The organism is Mycoplasma seminis (genome assembly GCF_030718845.1).
GTDB classification, from domain to species: Bacteria; Bacillota_I; Bacilli_A; order Mycoplasmatales; family Metamycoplasmataceae; genus Mycoplasmopsis; species Mycoplasmopsis seminis.
The window spans coordinates 770,002-791,962 of record NZ_CP132191.1 but is presented as its reverse complement, the minus strand read 5'-3'; the positions used below and the strand labels follow the sequence as shown (position 1 = coordinate 791,962).

Here is a 21,961-nt window from a genome sequence, read left to right as displayed (position 1 = left end):
AGTTAATTTTTTAATTAATATCATAAATATATCTATTTATTCTTTTATAGCTAAATGCAAGTTATAAAAGTAAAAAAATAATAGCATGTAGCTATTATAATAATTCAATACCTTTTTCACGCATTGCTTCACGGTATTCTTCAGGTCAATGTGAGGCTTGAACTTCACCAATGTGAGCTTTTTCAAGCAGAAACATTGATACTCTACTTTGACCAATTCCACCACCAATTGTAAGAGGAAGTTTGTTTTCGACTACCATTTTATGATATGGTGAAAGTTGACATACTTGTTCTTTTTCTAAGCAACTTTGTTTAATAATGCTTTCAGCATTTACTCTAATTCCCATTGAAGATAATTCAATTGCACGATTAATTACATTTGAATAAACTAATAAATCACCATTGAGTTTTCAATCATCATAGTCAAAAGCTCTTGAAGAATGAACTACACCAGATTTTAATGGATATCCAATTTCGTAAACAAATACTGCTCCATGTTCTTTAGTAATTAAATTTTCTCTTTCATCAATACTTTTATCAGGATACATATCTTCTAACTCTTGAGATGAGATGAAAAAGACTGACTCAGGGAGAGATTCTTCAAGTTGATAGTATTTAAGTTTTAAAAGATTTTTAGTAACTTTTAATGAATCATAAATTAAGTTAACAATTTTCTTTAAGTAATCTAAGTTTCTATCTTGTGGTAAAATTACAAGCTCTCAGTCTCATTGGTCTACATAATATGAATGAAGTAAATCTAATTCTTCTTCTTTTCTAATTGCATTCATATCTGTATATAAACCTTCATATGGTAAAAAGTTATATTTCTTTAAAGCATCTCTTTTCCATTTAGCAAGTGAGTGAACAACTTCAAGTCTTTCAGTTTGATCTTTAGACATAAATGATACTGGTTCTTCACCACTAAGCCCATCATTAAGGCCTGAAGATTTAGAAACAAATAATGGAGCTGTTGCTCTAGTTAAGTTTAAATGAACTTTTAATTGTTCTTGAAAAATTAATTTTAAATCTTGAATCGCACTTTGTGTTTGACGTACATTAAGTTTTGAATGATACATATATACTCCTTATTAATAATAATGTATTAATTATATATATTAAAGCCTTAAAAGTAAAGAAAAAAGACTGATATTACCAGTCTTTTAACACATGGGGCGAATGACGGGATTCGAACCCGCGAATGACGGGACCACAACCCGCTGTGTTAGCCACTTCACCACATTCGCCAATTAAGTAAATATATTATAGCTAAAAACCTTGAAATTCCTTGAAGAAATTTATTTTTTTTAGCACTGTGGGAAAATGCTAAAAATTAAATATAATTAATTTATTATGGAAGACAACTTAGAAATAAAACCTAAAAATAAAAAATGAACTTGATACTCAATTATATATATCATACTTGCTGGAATATCTGTTGCAATGGTACCGGTAGCTATTGTTTTTAGCGTTAAATCTCATTTTGATGACAAAAAGCTTGAAAAAGATATTAAAACAGAAAAGGAAAAATTAATCAAAGAATTAACGGAATATAAAGAATCCCTAGCTCCAGGAATTGCTGAGATAAAAAATGTGCATCTACCAAAAATACATGAAATAGAAGCAGTTGCTGAAAAATACAACTACACTTATATCACAAGTAGAATTGATGGTATGGTGGAACATTTAAGATCTTATATTAATACATATAATGAATTTGATAAGGATATTTTAGAAATCAATGATGAAAATAATTGATTTTGAAGATCATCAGCTGATTGGTCTAAAAATCATTTAGAATTACTTCAACGCTATAATGAAGAAATTATTAAAAATATTAATACTTTTTCAGATTGAACTTCTCAAATGCCTGAAAAGTTTCCTAAAGTTTTTGAAATGTTTGAAAATATCAAAAAATTTAAAACCTTAAAAAACGACAACAATGCATTAATTTTTGAATCTAAACCATTTAGTGGTATTGAAACATTTAGAAATAATTGACAAAACTGAAAATGACCTACGATTGTTAGCTGATATGGTAAAAGTCAATTTTATTTACAATTCGTTCAGTATGTAATAGATAATAATGCAAATGATTTAAAAACTAATGTATTAAACTTTATTAAGCAAAACTTTAAATTTGAAGACTTAAGCAATTGAAGATGACTTCAAAAAAGAATCCAAGATATCAATCAAAAGATTTATACTGCTTTTGAACAAGAAAACATTAATTCACAAACTTGAGAAGAAATATGAAATCAAGTACTAGCTTATAGCGATCAATATAATTACTATGCTAGTGATTTAAAACAAGTTATTCAATGACACGAAAATTTTGATTCTGAAAAAGAAAGAATTGAATACTATTTAAAACTTAATGCATTTAATCAAAAATATCAAAGTGTTATTGCAAACAATCATGGATTATTCACTTGAAATAGTAATTTAGAATTTAATAAGCTTTCTGAAAGAATGGATAAATTTATTGAACTAGTTTCTGAAATGGAAACAACAGGTCACTTAATGCTACATCTTGATAAACCACAATATAAACCTTTTAAACAACAAGATGATATAAATGAACAGTTTTTAAAACAAAACGCAACTAAATCATGATTTGTGCAAGCTAATAATGAATTAGTTGAGCTAGAAAATTCTACAATAATTAAATATGCAAATAACTTTTCTGATTCAGAAAGATTAACTGAAATATTAAATCAATATAAGTCTAAAAGTCAACAAATTATGGATAAATATTCAAATCAAGCCTAAAAACTTTCTGCTATTTTATGTTTAAATAAATAGCAGTATTTTTATATGCTTAATTTTAAAAAAATTAAGATATGAATTGCAAAATGTTATAAAATTTAAGCAATATTTAATTAAGGAGATCTTATGTTCAAAAACATAAAAAATAACAATGTTAATCACGAAGATATGTGCAAACTAGCTTCTATCATTGATGCTTTAGGAGGATTTGATAACATTCTTGCTTTCAATAACTCTGTTTCACAATTAAGATATGATGTTAAAAATGTAGCACTTGTTAATACAAAAGCACTTGAAGAATTAGGTGCTGAAACTGTAACAGTATTTGATGGGGCTAAACACGTTCAAGTTACATTACCACATGCAGAAGAATTAAATGCATTTATTAAAGCAAATAAAGATAATTTAAAACCACTTTGTGCAGCTGTTGAATCAGAAACACAAGAACACTGCGGATGTGCTACAAAAGAAGCTAATACAGCTGCTGTAGCTTCAGTTAAAGTACTTGCACCAGTAAATGGTAAAGTATTTGAATTACGCCAACTTAATGATGGTGTATTTTCAAAAGGACTTGTAGGTAAAGGTTTTGGTATTAAATTAAGCGATAAAACTAAAGCTGAAGTTGTAGCTCCATTTGATGGAAAAATTGCTATGATGCCTGCAAATAAATCTCAAATCATTCTTTCAAACCCAACTAGTGGTGCTGAAGCTGTTATCTTATTTGGAAAAGACAGCTACAAACTTGATGGAATTGGATTTACAGCATTTGTTGCTTTAAATGATTCAGTTAAAGCAGGACAAAAATTATTTGAACTTGACTTAGAAAGATTTGATAACGAAAATATCAATAAAGATGTTTTATTTGTATTAACAGAAGATTCAAAACTTCAAGAAATTAAATCACTTGCAACTGAAGCTAAAGTTGGAAAAGATTTATTTACATTAGAATAATAATAAACATGGGCTTCCGTGTTTTTTTGTATTCATTTTTGATAATTTAAAAAAGAAATCCATATAATTATTATGGAGATTATATGAAACGAGTTAAACATAAAACTGATGATTATATTTTTAAATATTCAATTATGCTAAGAATTATTTTAGCAACATCAATAGCACTAGTATTAGGGTTTATTGCGTTTTTCTTAGTTTGGATTATTGTAGAAGCCACCATTCAACCAGAAAAAGGTATTTATGTATTAATTGGAGTAATAAGTGCTACTGCATTTGGATATGGTGTGTTATTAATTTGATTCTTGCTCATAGGTATAAAAGGAAGAAAAAATGTGGCTGTAAATGAATTAGTTGAAATTATTTTGCTAACTAAAAATTCTAAATCAACAGTTTTATACCTTAGATTATTAAGATGTATGCATCCTTTTAGATATAAAAAGAAAATAACTCAAAATGCTAATATTACTTTCACAGAGGAATAAAAGATGACACAAGGTGTTAATATAAATATTAAGAAACCATCTAATATAGATATCTATGAAACGGTGTATGCGATTTCATGGTCTAAAGTTATTTGACATTTTGTAGCATGATTTTCTGTAGTATTTTTAGGTGGATTATATTACTATGCAGAATATAGTTTGCAAAAAACAAGTGCATATTATCCAGTAATAATCATTGGAGAAGTTTTAGACTGAATTTTATTCTTTTGAGCTGCTAGAGTATTCGGGATGCAATTTAACCTTGTTAAACATAAAGGATTAGACTTGAATATTGATAGTAGCAAATTTACAATGGATTCACTAATGTACCTATATTTTAGTACTGAAAGTTGAATATTAGAAAGATACATAATTACTTTTATTAGATATAAATTTGGATTTTCAAAATATTGATTATCTATTAAATATTACTTGTATAGAAATATGAATGAAAACAAAAACTAGATTAGTCAAGCTAACCTAGTTTTTTATCTAAAATGATACAACTGCAAAGCGATCTTTACCAGCCATATCTTTATAAATTTCAATATGATAAGTTTTTGCTAACTCGTCTCAATATTTTTTATGAAATGGGTTAATTTCAAAAAAGATTTTTCCACCTTGATTTAAGTAGTTTTGACCTTGAGAAATAATTTCTTTGTAAAAGTAAAAACCATCCTCAGGTGCATATAAAGCATGTAATGGTTCAAAGTTAACAACAGAATCATCTAATATTTCACTATCTTGAATATATGGAGGATTAGAAACTATTACATCAAATTTATCATTAATGTTTTGAAATAAATCACTTTGAATTATTTTAATATCAACATGATTATTTTTGGCGTTTTCTGATGCTTGCAAAATCGCTTGGGGATCAATATCACTAGCGGTAATATTTCAAGCCTTATTTGCGTGTTTTAAAGCTACTGCAATAAATCCTGAGCCTGTACATAGGTCTAAAAGTTTTACATTATCAGTGTTTTTATAATATTGCTCAACTAAAAGAATTAATTCTTCAGTTTCATATCTAGGAATAAGCACTTTATGATTTACATGAATTCTAACATCATGCATATCAACATAACCCATTATTTTTTGCACCGGCATTCCTTGTTGAAGTTGTTCTAATTCAAAAGAAGATATGGTTTGCTCTAGTCCATATCTTCTTTTTTCTAATAATAAATCTTCTTTAGTAGGCATTAAATTCCTGCTTCAGCAATTTTTTCATTTTGTTCTTCAGCAAGTAATGCATCAATTATTGAATTAAGTTTACCTTCCATTACAGGAAGTAAACTAGTTGAATATGAAACTCTATGGTCTGTAACTCTATCTTGTGGGTAGTTATATGTTCTGATTTTTTCACTTCTAGCCCCTGAACCAGCAAGTTTACGGTATCCTGATTCTTCAGCTTGTTTCTTTTGAAGTTCGATATCATAAAGTTTTGATTTAAGCACTCTAAAAGCAATATCCTTGTTTTGAATTTGGTTTTTACCTTCTTGACAAGTAACTACAATTCCAGTTGGAAGGTGAGTAATTCTAACAGCTGAGTCAGTGGTGTTAACTGATTGACCACCATTTCCTGATGAACGGTAAACATCAATTCTAACATCTTCATTTTTAATTTCGATATTAATATCATCATCAATTTCAGGCATAACTGTAACAGTTGCTGTTGAAGTATGTACTCTACCTTTAGTTTCAGTTACTGGGATTCTTTGTACACGGTGTACACCTGATTCAAACTTAAGTTTTGAATAAGGCTTGTCACCTTTAACTGAAAATACTACAAGTGTAAATCCACCAGCTTCTGCTGCAGTTGAATCAAGTAAAGTAAGTTTCATATCGTTTTGACTTGCTCATTTAGAATACATTCTAAATAAATCTCCAGCAAAAATGTTAGCTTCATCTCCTCCAGCAGCTCCACGGATTTCAACAATAACGTCTTTATCATCGTTTTCATCTTTAGGTAGAATAAGAATTTTTAATTCATCTGTCAGCTTAGACATTTTTTCTTCAGCTTCAGAAATTTCCATTTTTGCAAGTGAAACTAATTCTTCATCATTTTCCTTAAGCATTTCTTTCGCGTTTTTTAAGTTACTTTCTGCTTCAAGGTATTGATTAAAAGCTTCAACGATATCTTTAATTGAGTTCATCTCCTTGTTGATTTTAGTGTACTTTTTAATATCTGAAATAATCTCAGGGTTTTGTAATGAATTTTCTAATTCATCATATTTAAGTTTGATTTGCATCAATGAGTTATACATAGTTGTTTCCATAATTGTATATTTTAACATATAGTACTTATTTACTAGAGTTTTTTTACCACTTGCAGCTAAAAGTAAAAGCAAAAAAATATTGCACCAGCATTCTAAAAATGATTTTTGGAAAAAAGCTTATAATTTATAAAATAAATTTTAAGGAGACAAAATGAATATTTGAATTAAAAATGCAACAGTAGTTACAATGGATGATGATAATAAAATGATTAAAAATGCAAACGTATATATTTCAGGTAAGAAAATTCAGTATGTTGGTACTGATACATTAGCAAAATTTGCTGCTGAAAAAGTAATTGATGCAAAAAATAATGTTTTAATGCCTGGAATGATTAATACTCATTGTCACATTCCAATGACGATACTTAGAAATCACGCAAATGATGTTAATTTAGAAGATTGGTTATACAACTGTATTTTTCCAGTGGAAGCTAAAATGAGCTCTCAAGATATTTACTATGGAGCTCTTTTAGGTATGGCTGAAATGATTTCAACTGGTACAACTTCATTTGTTGATATGTATTTTTATGTTGATCAAATTGCTAAAGCAGCTGAAAAAATGAAAATTAGAGCATACCTTGGAATTGGAATTACACAAGATTCAGTTGAAAGAAATATTAATGATACTAAAGCATTACATCAAAAATATTTAAATAATGAACTTATTAATATTATGGTTGCTCCACATGCGGTTTATACTAATAGTGAAGAAACTTTATATCAAACAGGAAATGCTTTAAAAGAATTAAACACCATTCACACAATTCATTTAAATGAATCTAAAGCCGAAGTTAAGAACTCATTTGATAAATACCACACAACACCAGTTTTTGAAGCTTATAAGACAGGGAATTTAACCAGCAACACTATTATTGGACATGGAGTTAACTTAAATGAAAGTGAAATTGAACTTATTAAACAAGTTGGAGCTTCAATTGCACATAATCCTTGTTCTAATTTAAAACTTTCTTCAGGAGTGCTTCCGGTACAAAAATTACTTAATCGTGGAATTAATATTTGTCTTGGAACTGATGGAGCTGCTTCAAATAATAATTTAGATATGTTTGAAGAAATGAAAATTGCTTCATTACTTCAAAAAGGAGTTTTTGGTGCGCCTACATTACTTAATGCTTGAGATACTTTAAAACTTGCTACAGTAAATGGGGCTAAAGCATTGCATAGAGAAAATGAACTTGGAAAAATTAAGCAAGGATATATTGCTGATTTAATCCTAGTAGATTTAAATAACATTAACCATACACCAAGAGCTAACATAATTGATTCACTTGTTTATTCAACAAATTCTCATGATGTTTATACAACTATTATCAATGGTGAAATAGTGTATGAAGATAGAAAATTTACTAATATTAATTTACAAGAACTTATGGATAAAGTTAATGAACTTTATGCTAATTTAACTAAATAAGATACCTTTTAAGAGGTATTTTTTGATCAAATTTTTTAATTATTATTAATAATTAAGCAAATTTAGCTATAAAAAAATTGTTACATTTTTCAAAAATAAATGTATATTATAAGGACATATGGACAAGAAATTAATAATAGTAGAGTCACCTAATAAGGTAAAGACAATTCAAAAATATGTTGGAGATGACTATAATGTTATCGCTTCAGTTGGTCACATTTTAAAAATGAAAACCACTGGAGCATTTGGTTTTGGTATCAACATGGAAACTTGAGAACCTGAATATTCAGCCGATTCAAGCAAAAAGAATGTAATTAAGCAATTAAAAGATGCGGTTAAGCAAGCTTCTTATGTTTATATTGCAACTGACCCCGACCGTGAAGGAGAGGCAATTGGTTACCATTTAGTTGAATACTTAAAATTAAAAGGAAACTATGCAAGAATTAAATATAACGAAATTACTAAAGATGCAATTTTAAAATCGCTTGCTAAACCACAAGAACTTGATTTTAATTTAATTGATGCTCAAAAAGCTCGTAGAATGCTTGATAGAATTATTGGATTTAGACTTTCTAAACTTATGAGAGTTAAATTAAAACAAACTCCAGGAGTTCCAACAGCAGGAAGAGTGCAAAGTATTGCTTTAAAGCTTATTGTAGATCGTGAAAATGAAATTAGAGCATTTGTGCCTGAAAAATATGCAACTTTAAGTGCTAAATTACTAGGAAATGAAGTACTTGCAAATTACTTTAATGATGAAGTTGTTGGTGATAGAAAAGAATGAATTATTGGTGATGACTTAGATAAGTTTAAAAAGTATTTTGCAACTACTACAAAGGCTTTAAAGGTTATTGATAAAAAAGTTTCACAACGTAAAGTTGCTGCTATGCAACCATTTAAACAATCAGTAATTTATCGTCGTTCACCACTTTCTTCTCAAATGACTCAATATGTTTTACAAAAACTATATGAAGGATACGGTGATGGTGGGCTTATTTCATACCCAAGAACTGATTCAACTCGTTTATCTCAAGACTTTATAAACCATGCACATAGTTATATTGAATCAAAATGAGGAAAAGATTATGTAGCTAGCGAAATAAAAGGATTTAGCGGAGATCAAGATGCCCACGAGGCAATTAGACCTACTGATGTTGAACTTACACCAGAAAAAGCTAAAATGCTTTATAAATTATCTGAAGCTGAATTCAAGATTTACAAAATGATTTATGAAAACACCTTACAAGCATTAATTAAACAACCAATTAGAGAAGTTACTGCTTATACATATGAAAATGGTGATTATAAATTTAGAAATTCATATTCAAGAATTCATTTTGATGGATATTATGTAGTAAGTGGAAAAGAACTTGAAGATATTAATCCAAATTATGAAATTAATGATGTTATTGAGGTTGAAGACTTTATTTTTGAAGATAAGGAAACAAAACCAGCTCCAAGATATAATGATGGGTCATTAATCGAAGCACTTGATAATATTAAAGTTGGGCGTCCTTCAACATTTGCTTCAACTGTGCAGATAGTTAAAGATAGAAGATATGCATTAAAACAAAATGGTGCATTAGTTCCAACAGAATTCGGTGAAATAGTTCTTAAGAATTTAATCAAAGCTTTCCCTAACATTATTAATGAAGATTATACAGCTCAAGTTGAAGCTGAACTTGATCAAATTGCTGAAGATCAAATTAATAAAAACGAAGTTATGGATGAATTTTGAGGTCGTTTTGAAGCTGAATATGCTCAAGCTGATGAAAAGATGGAAACTTACAGATTCCCATTAAGAGAATTCCCTGAACCTTGTCCAGAAGATGGTGGAGTTCTTGTTGAAAGATTTAACAAGAAAAACCAAGCTTTTGTCGCATGTAAAAACTTCCCTAAATGTAAATATACTGCTTCACTTCCTGAAGAAAAATCTGAAGATGAAGAAGAAAATTTACCAGAGGATATTACTCAAAATAATGATGAAGAATAAGCAAGATTTCTTGCTTTTTTCTTTAAAAATTTTAAATAATATTGTGTAATATAACACACATTTATATATAATAATAGTATGTTAAAAGAAGTTATAGGAAGAAATATAAAAGAGATAAGAAATAACATTCATTTATCTCAAGATGAATTAAGTTTTTTAGTCAATATTGAAAGAACACAAATTTCAAAAATTGAATCAGGAAAGGTAAATATTACAATTGAAACTTTAGAAAAAATTGCTAAAGCATTAAATTCACCAATTGAAAAATTAGTTAAATCAAATCAAAATACTTTAACTGAAGCAAAACCTTTTGTTAAGTGAGCAGGGGGTAAAACTCAAATATTACCAAAAATAATTGAGTCATTACCAAAAGAATTTAATACTTATTATGAACCATTTTTAGGTGGTGGAGCATTATTCTTTTACTTAAAACCAACAGAAGCAGTCATTAATGATATGAATGCATATTTAATTGATGCATATCAATGTTTTAAAAATGAAGAAGACTTTTTAAACCTTAAAATAGCACTCCGAAAGCATGAAAAAGCTCATAATGAAGAATATTATTACCAAGTTAGAAATATGGACAGAGAAGTGGATTTTGATAAAAATCCAAAGTATTTAAAAGCTGCAAGAATGATCTATTTAAATAAAGCTTGTTTTAATGGGCTTTATCGGGTAAATTCACAAGGATACTTTAATGTTCCTTCGGGTAAAAAAGAAGTGGTTAAAACATTTGATGATGAAAATTTTGATGCAATTAGAGATTTATTAAAAAGCAAGAAAATTAAAATTACTAATTTAGATTTTGAAGAAGTTGTTAAAAATGCTAAAGCAAATGATTTTGTCTACTTAGATCCACCATATGATATTTATCCTAATTCATCTGGATTTGTTGATTATGGAAAAGATGGTTTTGATGCTCAAGACCAAAAAAGACTTGCTGAGTGCTTTAAACAACTAGATCAAAAAGGTGTTTATGTAATGCTTTCAAACCATAACACACCCCTTATTAATGAACTTTATAAAGAGTATAATATAAAAGTAATACAAGCTAAAAGAATGATTAATTCTAATGGTGCAAAAAGAGGAAATGTTGAGGAAGTTATAATAACCAATTACTAATATGAAAACATATTTTGAATCTAATGAAATTCAATTATATCTAGGAGACTGTAATAAAGTTCTTAAAAAGATACCTGAAAAATCTGTTGATGTAATTTTTGCTGACCCACCTTATTTTCTATCAAATGAAAATGGTATTAGTTGTCATGCGGGTAAACAAGTTTCTGTGTATAAAGCTGATTGAGATAAAAGTTTAAGTGTTGAAGAAAGATTGAAATTTAATCGTAAATGAATAAAAGCTTCCAGAAAAGTTTTAAAAGATGATGGAACTATTTGAATTTCAGGCACTTACCATAATATTTATACAATCGGTGTTGCTTTAGAACTCGAAGGCTTTAGCATAATTAATAATATTACTTGACAAAAACCAAATCCAGCCCCTAATTTAGCCTGCAGATGTTTTACACATTCAACAGAAACTATTTTATGAGCTAGAAAAATTAATAATGGTATCAAAGGAAAACATTATTTTGATTATCAGTTAATGAAACAAATAAATGATAATAAGCAAATGAAAGATGTTTGAACTTTAAACCTACCTGCTAAGGATGAAAAGAAATTTGGAAAGCACCCAACGCAAAAACCATTAGGATTACTTGAAAGAATAATTTTAGCAAGCAGTAAACAAGGAGATGTAATTTTAGATCCATTTAATGGTAGTGGAACTACTGGAGTAGCTGCTGTTAAATTAAACAGAAAATATATTGGAATAGATATAGAAACTAAATATCTAAAATTAACAATTGAAAGAATTAAAGATGTTAAAAATTAGAAATTTTGAAGAGTGAATATCTCGTTTCAGAGAAAGCATAGCTGATTATAAGTATTATGTAGATTTCGATACAGTTTATCAAAATGTTCATAAAGCTAAAATAGAATTACAATTACTTAATCAATTAATTGGTGCAGATAATGTTAAGGAAAAATTTGAACAATTATGCTTAGATAGTCCTGAAGTAATTGATGCAATACCATTGTTATTAGCTAAAAGAGAAAATGAAATTTGATGCATGGATGAAAATGGTCAATATAATTATTCATTTAACTCTAAATTATTGTTAAAAACATTAAGTAATGTTGAATTTAAACAATATGTAAAACAATTATCTTATTTCATGGAACAAACGGGGCTTTTTACTTTAATTAAGAAACATTTAATTAACAACTTATTTGACTATGCTATAGGGGTAGAAGTCGGATTGAATGCTAACGCACGTAAAAATAGAGGTGGAGCTTTAATGGAAGGGATTGTAGAATCATACTTGATTAAAGCTGGATATATTAGAAATAATACTTATTTCAAAGAAATCTATTTATCTGACTTAGAAAAACTTACAGGCCTTAATTTGAGCTCTATTTCAAATCAAGGCAAAACTAAAAAGAGATTTGATTTTGCTATTATTGATAGCAGAAATAACCAAGTATATGCAATTGAATGTAATTTCTATGCTTCCAGCGGTTCTAAACTAAATGAAACAGCAAGAAGTTATAAGAATATAGCTCTATCAGCTGCTGACATACCTAATTTTCACTTTATGTGAATTACTGATGGTAAAGGCTGATATGATGCAAGAAATAATTTACAAGAGACTTTTGAAGCTTTGGAGCATATGTATTCAATTGATGATTTAGAAAATGGAATTCTAGAAAAACTTTAGCCCGCACTATAGCGGGTTTTTGTATAGAAAAAACCAGATATTACATCTGGTCTACATTGATTAATCAATCATTATCTATTTGATTATCTTGTGGAATTTGAATTTCTTTTTTAGGTTTTAAATGAAGAAGTTTTCTTAATTTGTTTCCGAGTCCATGTTGATATCAGAATTTCATTACATAACCTAATAAAACAAAAGCTATGTAAACTACTAATGATACAGTATTTTTGTATCCTCAAGAATCTCCGATAATTCATGGAACATAGAATAATAGTAAGACAAATCCGATTGCTAAAATGGTTATGATATAGATTAATTTTTCTCATAATGGGATTTTAGGAATCCGTTTTTTTCTTGCAAGTGCAAATCCTAAAAAGAATGTAATTATATCTTCAATAAATAGAGCTGTTGAACAAGCAATAATCGTCGCATCAAAGAAGTCTGCTTGTTTTTGTTCATTTGATAGTGTTGGTATGATTCAAAGTATCACCATAGCTATTAGAGTAATAACAGTAGTAAATCAAATCGCATTTTTGAATTCATGGTTTTTGTTTCTAACTGCATATTTAGCTGGTAAATATCCATCTTCAGCAAGTGGAACAACTCTACGAGCTGTGGAAGCTGATTGGAATAATTTAAAGCTTAAATCATTACATAAGAATCCTACAATAAAGATCCCAACTCCTCAAGCTCCAAGTCCATAAGTATATATTGCTGAAATATTTACTTTAGTAGTTGCAGTAGGTTTTAAACTTGCTGGTAGGAATAAATATAATGTGAAGAATACTAAATAAAAGATAAAGATAAAAGCAAATGAAATTAAAAGGATTTTTCTAAAGCTTTTAAACTTAACATCTTTTACCATTGAAGAAACATCTTCAATTCCAGCAAAAGCATACATGAAAAGTAATGTATTTGAAATAATTAATTTTGGCTGAATATGATTCATTTTAGTATCTGAACTAATTTCTAGCATTGGAAGTTGTGGTTCTTTTGCAACTGCAAAAACCATGATTCCAATTGCTAGTAGCAGAATAAATCATTTGAATCCAGAAGCAAATAAAATAATTTTCTTATTTGTTTTAAGTCCAATTGTAGATATAGCAATAATTGCAATAAATAAAGCAATTGAAACTCCTCTAGTAATTCAAAGAACTAAATCATATTGTGGAAAAACACTTCTATCTGGTAGTGCTATTTGAACAGCATCAGCTAAAAATAATGGAGCAACAGCTGCTAGCAGTGGTGTTTGAATAAATTGATTTCATCCGACAAAGAAAATTAAATTGTCTAATCCTCTTTTCTTCGAACGTTTACTGTGACCTCTTGCAACATCATCATCTAGATGACGAGCAAAAGAGTAAGAACCCCCATAGTGGTCGTTATAAGTGTTAGCTAAACGAGAATATACCAAAGTAATTCCAAATACACAAAAGGCTGCTAGTATAAGTACTAAGTAGCCTCAATATGAAATTTGCAATACTGTTGATATAGTGGTTATAAATCCAACTCCTATAACAAAATTTATCGTAAAGAAGGTAAAACTTCTTTCGGTAAATTGCTTTTGCATAAATTAGTTTTCGCTAAATGTAAGTGTTGTTTTAGGTTCTTTATTTTCAAAAATTACAGAGTAAATTTCTTCATAATTCTTAACAGGGATGTATGTTAATTCTTTTTTGATTTCAAGTGGTACATCTTTTAGATTTCTAACATTTCCAGCAGGGATAAAGATACGTTTAAGTCCCTTAGATGCTGCGGCAAATGATTTTTCTTTTAATCCACCGATTTCAAGAACTTTTCCTCTTAAAGTAATTTCACCAGTCATTCCAATTTCACTTGAAACAACTCTATGTGATAATGCAGAAATAATAGCTGTAGTAAATGTAACCCCGGCAGAAGGACCATCTTTTGGAACTGCTCCTTCAGGTACGTGGATGTGAATTGTGTTTGATTCAAAGTCAAAATCTTTGATTCCAAATTTTTCAGCATTAGCTCTTACATAAGTAAGGGCGATTTGTGCTGATTCTTGCATAACTTCTTTAAGTGAACCAGTAAGTTTAATTTCAGGTTTACCTTCATAAGTAGTTACTTCAATTGGAAGTGTAGAACCACCATATGAAGTATAAGCAAGACCTGTAACAATTCCAGGAAGGTCATTTTCTTCTTTTTCTTCATCTTTGAATTTAATTACACCTAGAAGGTTTTCAAGCTCACTGATTTCTACTTTGTATTCTTTTAATGATTCATCATTTAAAGCTTTAAGCACAATTTTACGAGCAATTTTGTCTAAAACACGTTTAAGTCCACGTACTCCAGCTTCCATTGTGTAATGTTTGATAATGTATTCAAGTGTCGCATCATCAATTTGAAGCATATTAGCTTCAAGGCCAGCTTGTTCAAGTACTTTTGGTAAAAGGTGTTTTTTAGCAATGTTAACTTTTTCAGTTAATGTGTAAGCTGATAAATCAATAATTTCAACTCTATCGATTAATGCAGCTGGTATGCTTTCAAAGTAGTTAGCTGTTGCGATAAAAATACATTTAGATAAGTCGTATTCATGTTCAAGGTAGTGATCTTGGAATTTTGTGTTTTGTTCTGGATCAAGAACTTCAAGCATAGCACTAGCTGGATCACCTTTGAAATCTGAAGCCATTTTATCAATTTCATCAAGTAAGATAATTGGGTTTGAAACTCCAGCTTTAGTAATGCCTTTAATAATTTTTCCAGGCATTGCTCCTACATAAGTTCTTCTGTGACCTCTAATTTCAGATTCATCATGAACTCCACCAAGAGAGATTTTGACAAATTCTCTACCTAAAGCTTCAGCAATTGCTTTTGTAAGAGAAGTTTTACCTGTACCAGGAGGACCCACAAGTGTAAGGATAGGTACATTATTAAATTTATCTTGATGATTTCCATCTTCTTTAAATAAATTATGGTCAATTAAGAATTCTTTATTAATTCTTGTGTAATCATCTTTTGATTCTGTTTTGTTCTTTAAGTTAATTAAAACAGCAAGGTATTCAAGAATTCTTTCTTTTATTTCTTCTAAACCATAGTGATATTCGTCTAGAACTGATTTAACATGTTTAATATCTAAAGTTTCATTTTGAACTTTTCTTCATGGTAATTTTTTAAGAGTATTTACATAGTTTTTAGAAATAGCTGCTTCAGGAGATGCAGGCATCATTTCGGCTGATTTCTTTTCTTCCTCTTCAATAAGCTTAATTACTGATTCTGGATAAATACTTCTAAAGTCTGATTGAATTGTTTCAGTGAATTCATCAACTTCTGGTTTTGTACCAATTTCAACAAGGTAGTCTTGTAATTGTTTAATCTTTTCTCTAGCAATGAATTCTTGTTGTTGACGTGAAAGTTTTTCAGCAAGTCCAGTGTTTACACGAGTATTAATTTCAATTTCAAGTGTAAGGATTTCTGTAATTTGTTGGAATAATTTGTGAAGAGGGTTAGTTCTTTCAGGATCTCTGTATCCAAAATATTCAACAACTTGAGGTTTAGTTGCAAAGTGGTAATTATCTAAAAAGTTAATTAAAGTACAGAATTTTTCAATTATGTATTGTGATGAAACACGTGAAACATTTTTAGGTGTATTTTCTTCAAAGAAGTCAAATACTTCAGGAATTGAATATGCCTTTTCTGTTTCATAATTTAATTTACATGGTAAAACAAATGGATTTCCTTCATATCCATCAGCTTTATCCATATCACCAGGCATTCCGTGGTGTCCTGAACCAGCTACAAAGCCTTCGATTGCTTTAAGTAAACCTTCAATAACTGTTTGATCAAATCCTGAATCTTCTAATTCAAGTACACTGTTACCTTTTTCAATTAAGTAACCTGTTACTATGAATCTTGGGAATAATGATTCATTTGGATCTTCTTCTGTATCTTGTTTTTCAGAAATTTGTAAAACTCTAAATACAAAAAGAGGTTTATAAACAACTTGTAAGTAACCATTTACTTCTCTTCAACTAATAGGTTTTACATATAAAGCGTAATTTCTTTTTTCAGTTGATATTTCTGTAAAAAGTACAAGTCTATTATCTTCACTTTTAGCTAAGTCGATTTTGCTTAAAAATGCAAGTAAATCTTTAGCTTGTGGTGATTCAAGTGAAAGACTAAAGTTTGCAATCCCTGCAGGAGTAGCAATGTCATTAGTTGAAATTAAAACCCCAAATTCTCTTAATAATTTTGGTCTTTTTTCACTTCCATCAAGTGATGGTTCAATAGCGATTTGATCTAATATTTCATCATCAGTTATATCACCATTAAGGTTTTCGGTAACATCAAGTTTTTTGATAGCTTCTTTAGTATCAAGGATTTGATATTCTTTACCATTAATGATAAAAGTTGAATTAATTCCTTCTTTGTTTGTTTTTTTAGCCATTTTTATCTCCTAATTCTTTATTACTAAGTTAACAATTTTGTTTGGAACAAAAATTTCTTTAATAATTTCTTTATTTTCTATTCATTTATTAACAACTTCTTTTGCTTTAGTTATAACTTCTTCTTTAGGCGCATTTTTAGAAATACTTAATTCACCTCTAACTTTACCATTAACTGTAATACCGTATGTAACTTCATCAAGCACAAGTGCGTTTGCATCTATGCTGAAGTCTTTAAGGTTTTCTAAGTTAAAGTATTTAGAAGAAATTTCTCAAGCAAAGTGTGGAATGAATGGTTCTAAGATATTTAAAAGTACATAGAACATTTCTGTGATTAAGTCACTTCTAGTAATTGAGTCATATTCATTTAATGTTTCCATTGTTCAAGAAACAAGTGTGTTAAATGCATAATTGTTTTCTCTATTTTCAAATGTTTCAATTTGTTTTTGCATTCCTAAATAAAGTTTGTATCTAGCTTTCTTTTCTTGAGTTGTAAGTGAAGCTGTATCAATATTTTTATAATTTGAATTTACATCAATTTCTTTTGATCTTTCAAAAAGACGATTAATGAATTTAAAGCATCCGCTAACACCTGAATCACTTCATTCAAGTTCTTTTTGAGGAGGTGCTGCAAAAAGGATAAATAATCTAGATGTGTCAGCTCCGAATTTATCAATCATTTCACCAGGTTCAACTACATTACCTTTTGATTTAGACATTTTAGCACCATCTTTAAGCACCATACCTTGAGTAATAAGGTTATTAAATGGTTCTCTAAATGTTGTAAGTCCCACATCAGCAAGTGCTTTAGTAAAGAATCTAGCATAAAGTAAGTGTAAAATTGCATGTTCAATTCCACCGATATATTCATCAACTGAATTTCAGTATGCTAAATGATTTGGTTCAACTGCATATTGTTCTCTTAAATATGTTGGTGTAGTATATCTAAGGAAATATCAACTTGATTCAAAGAATGTATCAAGCGTATCTGTTTCTCTTTGTGCAAATCCACCACATGAAGGACATTTTACAAGTCTTCATTCTTCATTGGTATCAAGTGGATTACCTTGTCCGCTGAATGTTACTTTTTCAGGAAGTAAAACTGGAAGTGTGTTTAATGAAACTGGGTTTGTTCCACATTTTTCACAATTAATAAGTGGAATTGGTGTTCCTCAGTATCTTTGACGTGAAATTCCTCAGTCTCTAAGGTTATATTTAACTTCTTTAGTTAATTTAACATCTTGCAAGTTTTCTTTAACTTCAAAATTAAAAGGTAGTGAATTAAATTCCATAAATGATTTTTGACTATCAATTAATGGAGAAGTTAAAACAACATTTTTGTTCGGATTGTTTGAAGCAAAATCTGAAATAATTACTTGAATTTTTTCATTAGTAAATGGATTAATAGCTACAAAAGGAGTTGTAACTAAAACTTTCTTAGAAAAATCTTTTTTAACAAAGTTTAAGTTAATTTCTTCAAGTTTGTTTAATTCATCTTGACTGAAGTATTCATGTCTTTTTAATTCTTCAACAAGTGGGTGTTTGTTTGAAATAGCAATATAACTAATATTTGAAATTACACTTAAGTTATTTTCATATGCAATTAAATCAAGTGAGCTAAATTTGTTATTTTCAAGTTTAAAAGTAATTTTGTAATCTTCGCTTCTTCCGATTCAGTTTTTTTGCATTGTTAAAACTTGTTGTGGTCAGTGACCTTCCAAAGTTTTTAAATCTTTAAGCAATTCATCTGCATAAGCAGTAATTTTTAAGTAGTAAGTATCCATTTCTTTTTGAACTACTTCACCATCACATCTTCAACATTTATTGTCAATAACTTGTTCGTTAGCTAAAACTGTATTATCATTTTCACATCAGTTTAATAAACTTTTTTTCTTGTAAATAAGACCTTCATTTCAAAGTTTAATGAAAATGTATTGTTCTCATTTGGTGTAATCGTAATCTGCAGTAATACATTCGTAGTTTCAAGCAAATGAAATACCTAATTTTTGGATTTCTTTATCCATTGAATCAATATTTTCATAAGTCCATTTTCTAGGATGAATTCCATGTTTAATTGCTGCATTTTCAGCTGGAAGTCCAAAAGCATCTCATCCAAATGGGTGAAGTACATTGTAACCTTTACGACGGTAATATCTTGCGATCGCATCACCTATTGAATAGTTTCTAACGTGTCCCATGTGTAGTTTTCCACTTGGATATGGGAACATACTAAGAATATATTTCTTTGGTAATGAGAAATCTTCTTTAGGTTCGAAGTAGTTTTCTTCATCCCAAATTTGTTGTCATTTCTGATCAATTAATTTAAAATCAAATTTTTCCATTTTCTCTCCTTTTAGTTGTAGCTATTTTTAGTATGCTTAGAGTTAATTTTATTTATAAAATTACTTTTATTTTCTCAAGCAATAAATATATAAATTATAAAGAAATTTATAAATATATTTGTTAAATTAAAAAGAAAATACAAAGTAAAAGATCCTAGGTAATAATTTGGGATAAAAAAGAAGAAAGCTTTAAGGCTAGAATCATAAATTTTAACTACTGAAGCAAGCGAAAAATCACTATATCCAAGCATTTTAAAGTAAATTAAATTAAATAAGAAAGTATTTAAAATACTCATTAAAATAGCGACACTTAGCATGCTAATAACCATCGCAATTAGGTTACTAATTAAAAATCTTGAATTATTTCTTTTACTTACCCCGTTATATATATGGAAAAATATTAAAAGTGTAACGATTTGTGAACAAAATAAAATAAAGTTCCCTAAATATTCCACTCCCAGACCTAGTGAAAGTGAAAAAGCCGATAAGATTGGTGAAATTAAAAATCTTGCAAAAGTCACTAATAAAGCAAAATTTAAACCAATATAATATAAAGTAATAAAAATAGGAATTAAAGCAAAGTTGAAATTTAAAAAAGCATTAAATTTCAAAAAGTTGCAAATAAATGAAAGAATAATGCTAAGTGCAAGCATAATACCGCTAAAAGCAATTTTGTAAATTGTGTTAAAGTCGTAATTTCATTTTAATGTTTTAACTTCTGGTTGCATTATCCCTCCTATTGCTAAATTATTTTTAAATTATACTTGATTTCTTAAAAAATATAAAAATCATAAAAAGCTACAAAATTGCTTTAAAAAATAACTTTTTTATAATTTTTACTATTTAATTACAATATTAAATCCAAATAATTAAAAATAAATTACTATACAGTAATATTTTATAAAAATTATGGTATAAATTAAATGCAAGTATTAATGTAAAATTTAGTAAAATTTTAGATATTTTCAATATATAAATTTTCGAGGTTAATATGAGTAAAATCACACGTTACGAAAATAACAAACCTATTTACGATAAGCAAGCTGCTTTAGATTATTTAGAAGTAATTAAAAGTTTTTTAATTGAATATATGTCTAAAGCTAAAGCAGAAGGTTTTGTAGTAGGAATTTCAGGTGGAATTGATTCAGCACTTGTTTATGCAATTGCTAAAAACATTATGCCTGAGAGAACTTTTGGGGTTGTTATGCCGGTTGGAAAAATGTTGCAAAGCGATTTAGATCACATTGATAAATTGGAACAAACATTTTTTGATAAATTCCAAACTGTAGATTTATCAGAAACTTTTAACAGCATTTATCAAGCAGTAAATGTACAAAATCCTTTAGCAATTGCAAACATCAAGCCAAGATTAAGAATGACAACTTTATATGCTATTGCTCAAGATAAAAATGCCTTGGTGCTAGGAACAGATAACTTAGATGAAACTTTTATTGGTTACTTTACTAAGTATGGAGATGGAGGAGTTGATTTACTTCCGATTTCTCGTTTAACTAAAGGGGAAGTTAGATTTTTAGCTTCACTGCTTAATGTTCCTGAAGAAATTATTAATAAAGCTCCTTCAGCAGGTCTTTGAGAAAATCAAACTGATGAAAGCGAACTTGGATTTTCATATGCACAATTAGATTTTTACTTAGATAACATTGAAAATAAAGAATTAATATCTAAAGTTTTATCAAAAGAAACTATTGATAAAATTGAACATAAACATAGAATTTCACAACATAAAAGAGATTCTATTTATAAACCATCAGAAATAAAATAACTTAAAGGAGATTTTTATGGCCGGACACTCACACGCAGCCAACATTATGCACCGTAAAGGTGCTCAAGATGCAGCAAGAGGAAAAGTTTTCCAAAAATTATCAAAAGAAATTTATGTAGCTGCACAAAAAGGACCAGATCCTGAAACAAACCCAGCTTTAAAACTTGCTATTGCTAAAGCTAAATCAAAAAACATGCCTAAAGATAACATCGAAAGAGCTATTAAAAAAGCTGCTGGAGACAAAAACTCTAGTGCTTTCGTTGAAACTGTTTTCAATGCAACAGTTAGTGGTGGAGCTACATTTATCGTTGTTACTTTATCAGATAACTTAAACAGAGTTAAATCAAACATCCAAGCTTACTTTAACAAACAAAACGCAACACTTGGAAAAACAGGACAAATTCCATTTGCTTTTGATAAAAAAGGTATTATTGAAATTTCTAAGCAATATGTAACTGAAGATGATTTAATGTTAGCTGCTTTAGAAAACGGAGCAGATGATGTTGAAAATGCAGAAGAATCATTCGTAATTACAACAGCTCCTGAAAACTTTTCAGACCTTAAAAATGCAATTGAATCTACTTTAGGTGTTGTTGAATTTATTCAATGTGAAGTAACATATTTACCAAATATGTATGTTGAATATGATGAAGAAAAAGAACAAAAACTTTTAGATTTTGTTGAAAAATTAAAAGATGACGATGATGTTCAAGAAGTTTATCATAATATCGATGTAGAAGAATAA

Annotated in this window: 18 protein-coding genes and 1 tRNA gene; 11 read left to right on the top strand and 8 right to left on the bottom strand. The window is 28.6% G+C overall.

What is annotated here, in order from left to right:
- Positions 1–94 precede the first annotated feature (94 nt).
- On the bottom strand, positions 95–1,075 hold the full coding sequence (locus Q8852_RS03345) for an aspartate--ammonia ligase (RefSeq protein ID WP_305937767.1): 981 nt from the start codon (positions 1,073–1,075) through the stop codon (positions 95–97).
- 92 nt (positions 1,076–1,167) lie between these two features.
- Positions 1,168–1,243 (bottom strand) — tRNA-His (locus tag Q8852_RS03340).
- Between the two features lie 106 nt (positions 1,244–1,349).
- Between Q8852_RS03340 and Q8852_RS03335 the strand changes: the two genes are divergently transcribed.
- The 4 genes from Q8852_RS03335 (at position 1,350) to Q8852_RS03320 (ending at position 4,666) form a co-directional block, all read left to right on the top strand.
- Positions 1,350–2,768, top strand: coding sequence for a hypothetical protein (locus Q8852_RS03335; protein WP_305937766.1), 1,419 nt, complete (start codon positions 1,350–1,352; stop codon positions 2,766–2,768).
- Between the two features lie 123 nt (positions 2,769–2,891).
- On the top strand, positions 2,892–3,716 hold the full coding sequence (locus Q8852_RS03330; RefSeq protein ID WP_305937765.1) for a PTS glucose transporter subunit IIA: 825 nt from the start codon (positions 2,892–2,894) through the stop codon (positions 3,714–3,716).
- A gap of 83 nt (positions 3,717–3,799) precedes the next feature.
- Positions 3,800–4,201, top strand: a complete 402-nt coding sequence (locus tag Q8852_RS03325) for a hypothetical protein (RefSeq protein ID WP_305937764.1) — start codon at positions 3,800–3,802, stop codon at positions 4,199–4,201.
- A 3-nt stretch (positions 4,202–4,204) separates the two neighbouring features.
- Positions 4,205–4,666 carry a hypothetical protein gene (locus Q8852_RS03320; RefSeq protein WP_305937763.1) on the top strand — a complete coding sequence of 154 codons (462 nt, stop codon included), beginning with the start codon at positions 4,205–4,207 and terminating at the stop codon, positions 4,664–4,666.
- A gap of 27 nt (positions 4,667–4,693) precedes the next feature.
- Here the strand turns inward: Q8852_RS03320 and prmC are convergent, their stop codons facing one another.
- Both prmC and prfA read right to left on the bottom strand, forming a co-directional pair.
- Entirely contained in the window at positions 4,694–5,404 is a 711-nt protein-coding gene (gene prmC / locus Q8852_RS03315; protein WP_305937762.1) for a peptide chain release factor N(5)-glutamine methyltransferase, read from the bottom strand.
- A complete protein-coding gene (prfA, locus tag Q8852_RS03310) occupies positions 5,404–6,480 on the bottom strand; it encodes a peptide chain release factor 1 (RefSeq protein WP_305938408.1) in 1,077 nt (358 codons plus the stop codon). Before prfA ends, prmC begins: the two co-directional genes overlap by 1 nt.
- A gap of 151 nt (positions 6,481–6,631) precedes the next feature.
- Here prfA and Q8852_RS03305 point away from each other — a divergent pair, with 151 nt between their 5' ends.
- The 5 genes from Q8852_RS03305 (at position 6,632) to Q8852_RS03285 (ending at position 12,685) form a co-directional block, all read left to right on the top strand.
- Entirely contained in the window at positions 6,632–7,909 is a 1,278-nt protein-coding gene (locus Q8852_RS03305; RefSeq protein WP_305937761.1) for an amidohydrolase, read from the top strand.
- A 118-nt stretch (positions 7,910–8,027) separates the two neighbouring features.
- Complete coding sequence (gene topA, locus Q8852_RS03300) at positions 8,028–9,902, top strand: type I DNA topoisomerase (RefSeq protein WP_305937760.1); 1,875 nt, start codon at positions 8,028–8,030, stop codon at positions 9,900–9,902.
- A gap of 78 nt (positions 9,903–9,980) precedes the next feature.
- On the top strand, positions 9,981–11,027 hold the full coding sequence (locus Q8852_RS03295; protein WP_305937759.1) for a Dam family site-specific DNA-(adenine-N6)-methyltransferase: 1,047 nt from the start codon (positions 9,981–9,983) through the stop codon (positions 11,025–11,027).
- A 1-nt stretch (position 11,028) separates the two neighbouring features.
- Positions 11,029–11,799, top strand: coding sequence for a DNA-methyltransferase (locus tag Q8852_RS03290; RefSeq protein ID WP_305937758.1), 771 nt, complete (start codon positions 11,029–11,031; stop codon positions 11,797–11,799).
- Positions 11,771–12,685 carry a type II restriction endonuclease gene (locus Q8852_RS03285; protein WP_305937757.1) on the top strand — a complete coding sequence of 305 codons (915 nt, stop codon included), beginning with the start codon at positions 11,771–11,773 and terminating at the stop codon, positions 12,683–12,685. The genes Q8852_RS03290 and Q8852_RS03285 overlap by 29 nt, the downstream gene beginning before the upstream one ends.
- Before the next feature lie 40 nt (positions 12,686–12,725).
- Here the strand turns inward: Q8852_RS03285 and Q8852_RS03280 are convergent, their stop codons facing one another.
- Genes Q8852_RS03280 through Q8852_RS03265 form a run of 4 tightly spaced genes read right to left on the bottom strand, consistent with a single transcriptional unit; the run spans position 12,726 to position 20,161 of the window.
- The gene (locus Q8852_RS03280; protein ID WP_305937756.1) at positions 12,726–14,255 is read right to left on the bottom strand and encodes an APC family permease; all 1,530 of its coding nucleotides are present in this window, start codon (positions 14,253–14,255) and stop codon (positions 12,726–12,728) included.
- Between the two features lie 3 nt (positions 14,256–14,258).
- Complete coding sequence (gene lon, locus Q8852_RS03275) at positions 14,259–17,093, bottom strand: endopeptidase La (RefSeq protein WP_305937755.1); 2,835 nt, start codon at positions 17,091–17,093, stop codon at positions 14,259–14,261.
- Positions 17,094–17,102: 9 nt separating this feature from the next.
- Complete coding sequence (locus Q8852_RS03270) at positions 17,103–19,433, bottom strand: class I tRNA ligase family protein (RefSeq protein WP_305937754.1); 2,331 nt, start codon at positions 19,431–19,433, stop codon at positions 17,103–17,105.
- A gap of 11 nt (positions 19,434–19,444) precedes the next feature.
- A complete protein-coding gene (locus Q8852_RS03265; RefSeq protein ID WP_305937753.1) occupies positions 19,445–20,161 on the bottom strand; it encodes an MPN527 family putative ECF transporter permease subunit in 717 nt (238 codons plus the stop codon).
- Between the two features lie 263 nt (positions 20,162–20,424).
- Here Q8852_RS03265 and nadE point away from each other — a divergent pair, with 263 nt between their 5' ends.
- Both nadE and Q8852_RS03255 read left to right on the top strand, forming a co-directional pair.
- A complete protein-coding gene (gene nadE / locus Q8852_RS03260; RefSeq protein WP_305937752.1) occupies positions 20,425–21,216 on the top strand; it encodes an NAD(+) synthase in 792 nt (263 codons plus the stop codon).
- Positions 21,217–21,232: 16 nt separating this feature from the next.
- Entirely contained in the window at positions 21,233–21,961 is a 729-nt protein-coding gene (locus Q8852_RS03255) for a YebC/PmpR family DNA-binding transcriptional regulator (protein ID WP_305937751.1), read from the top strand.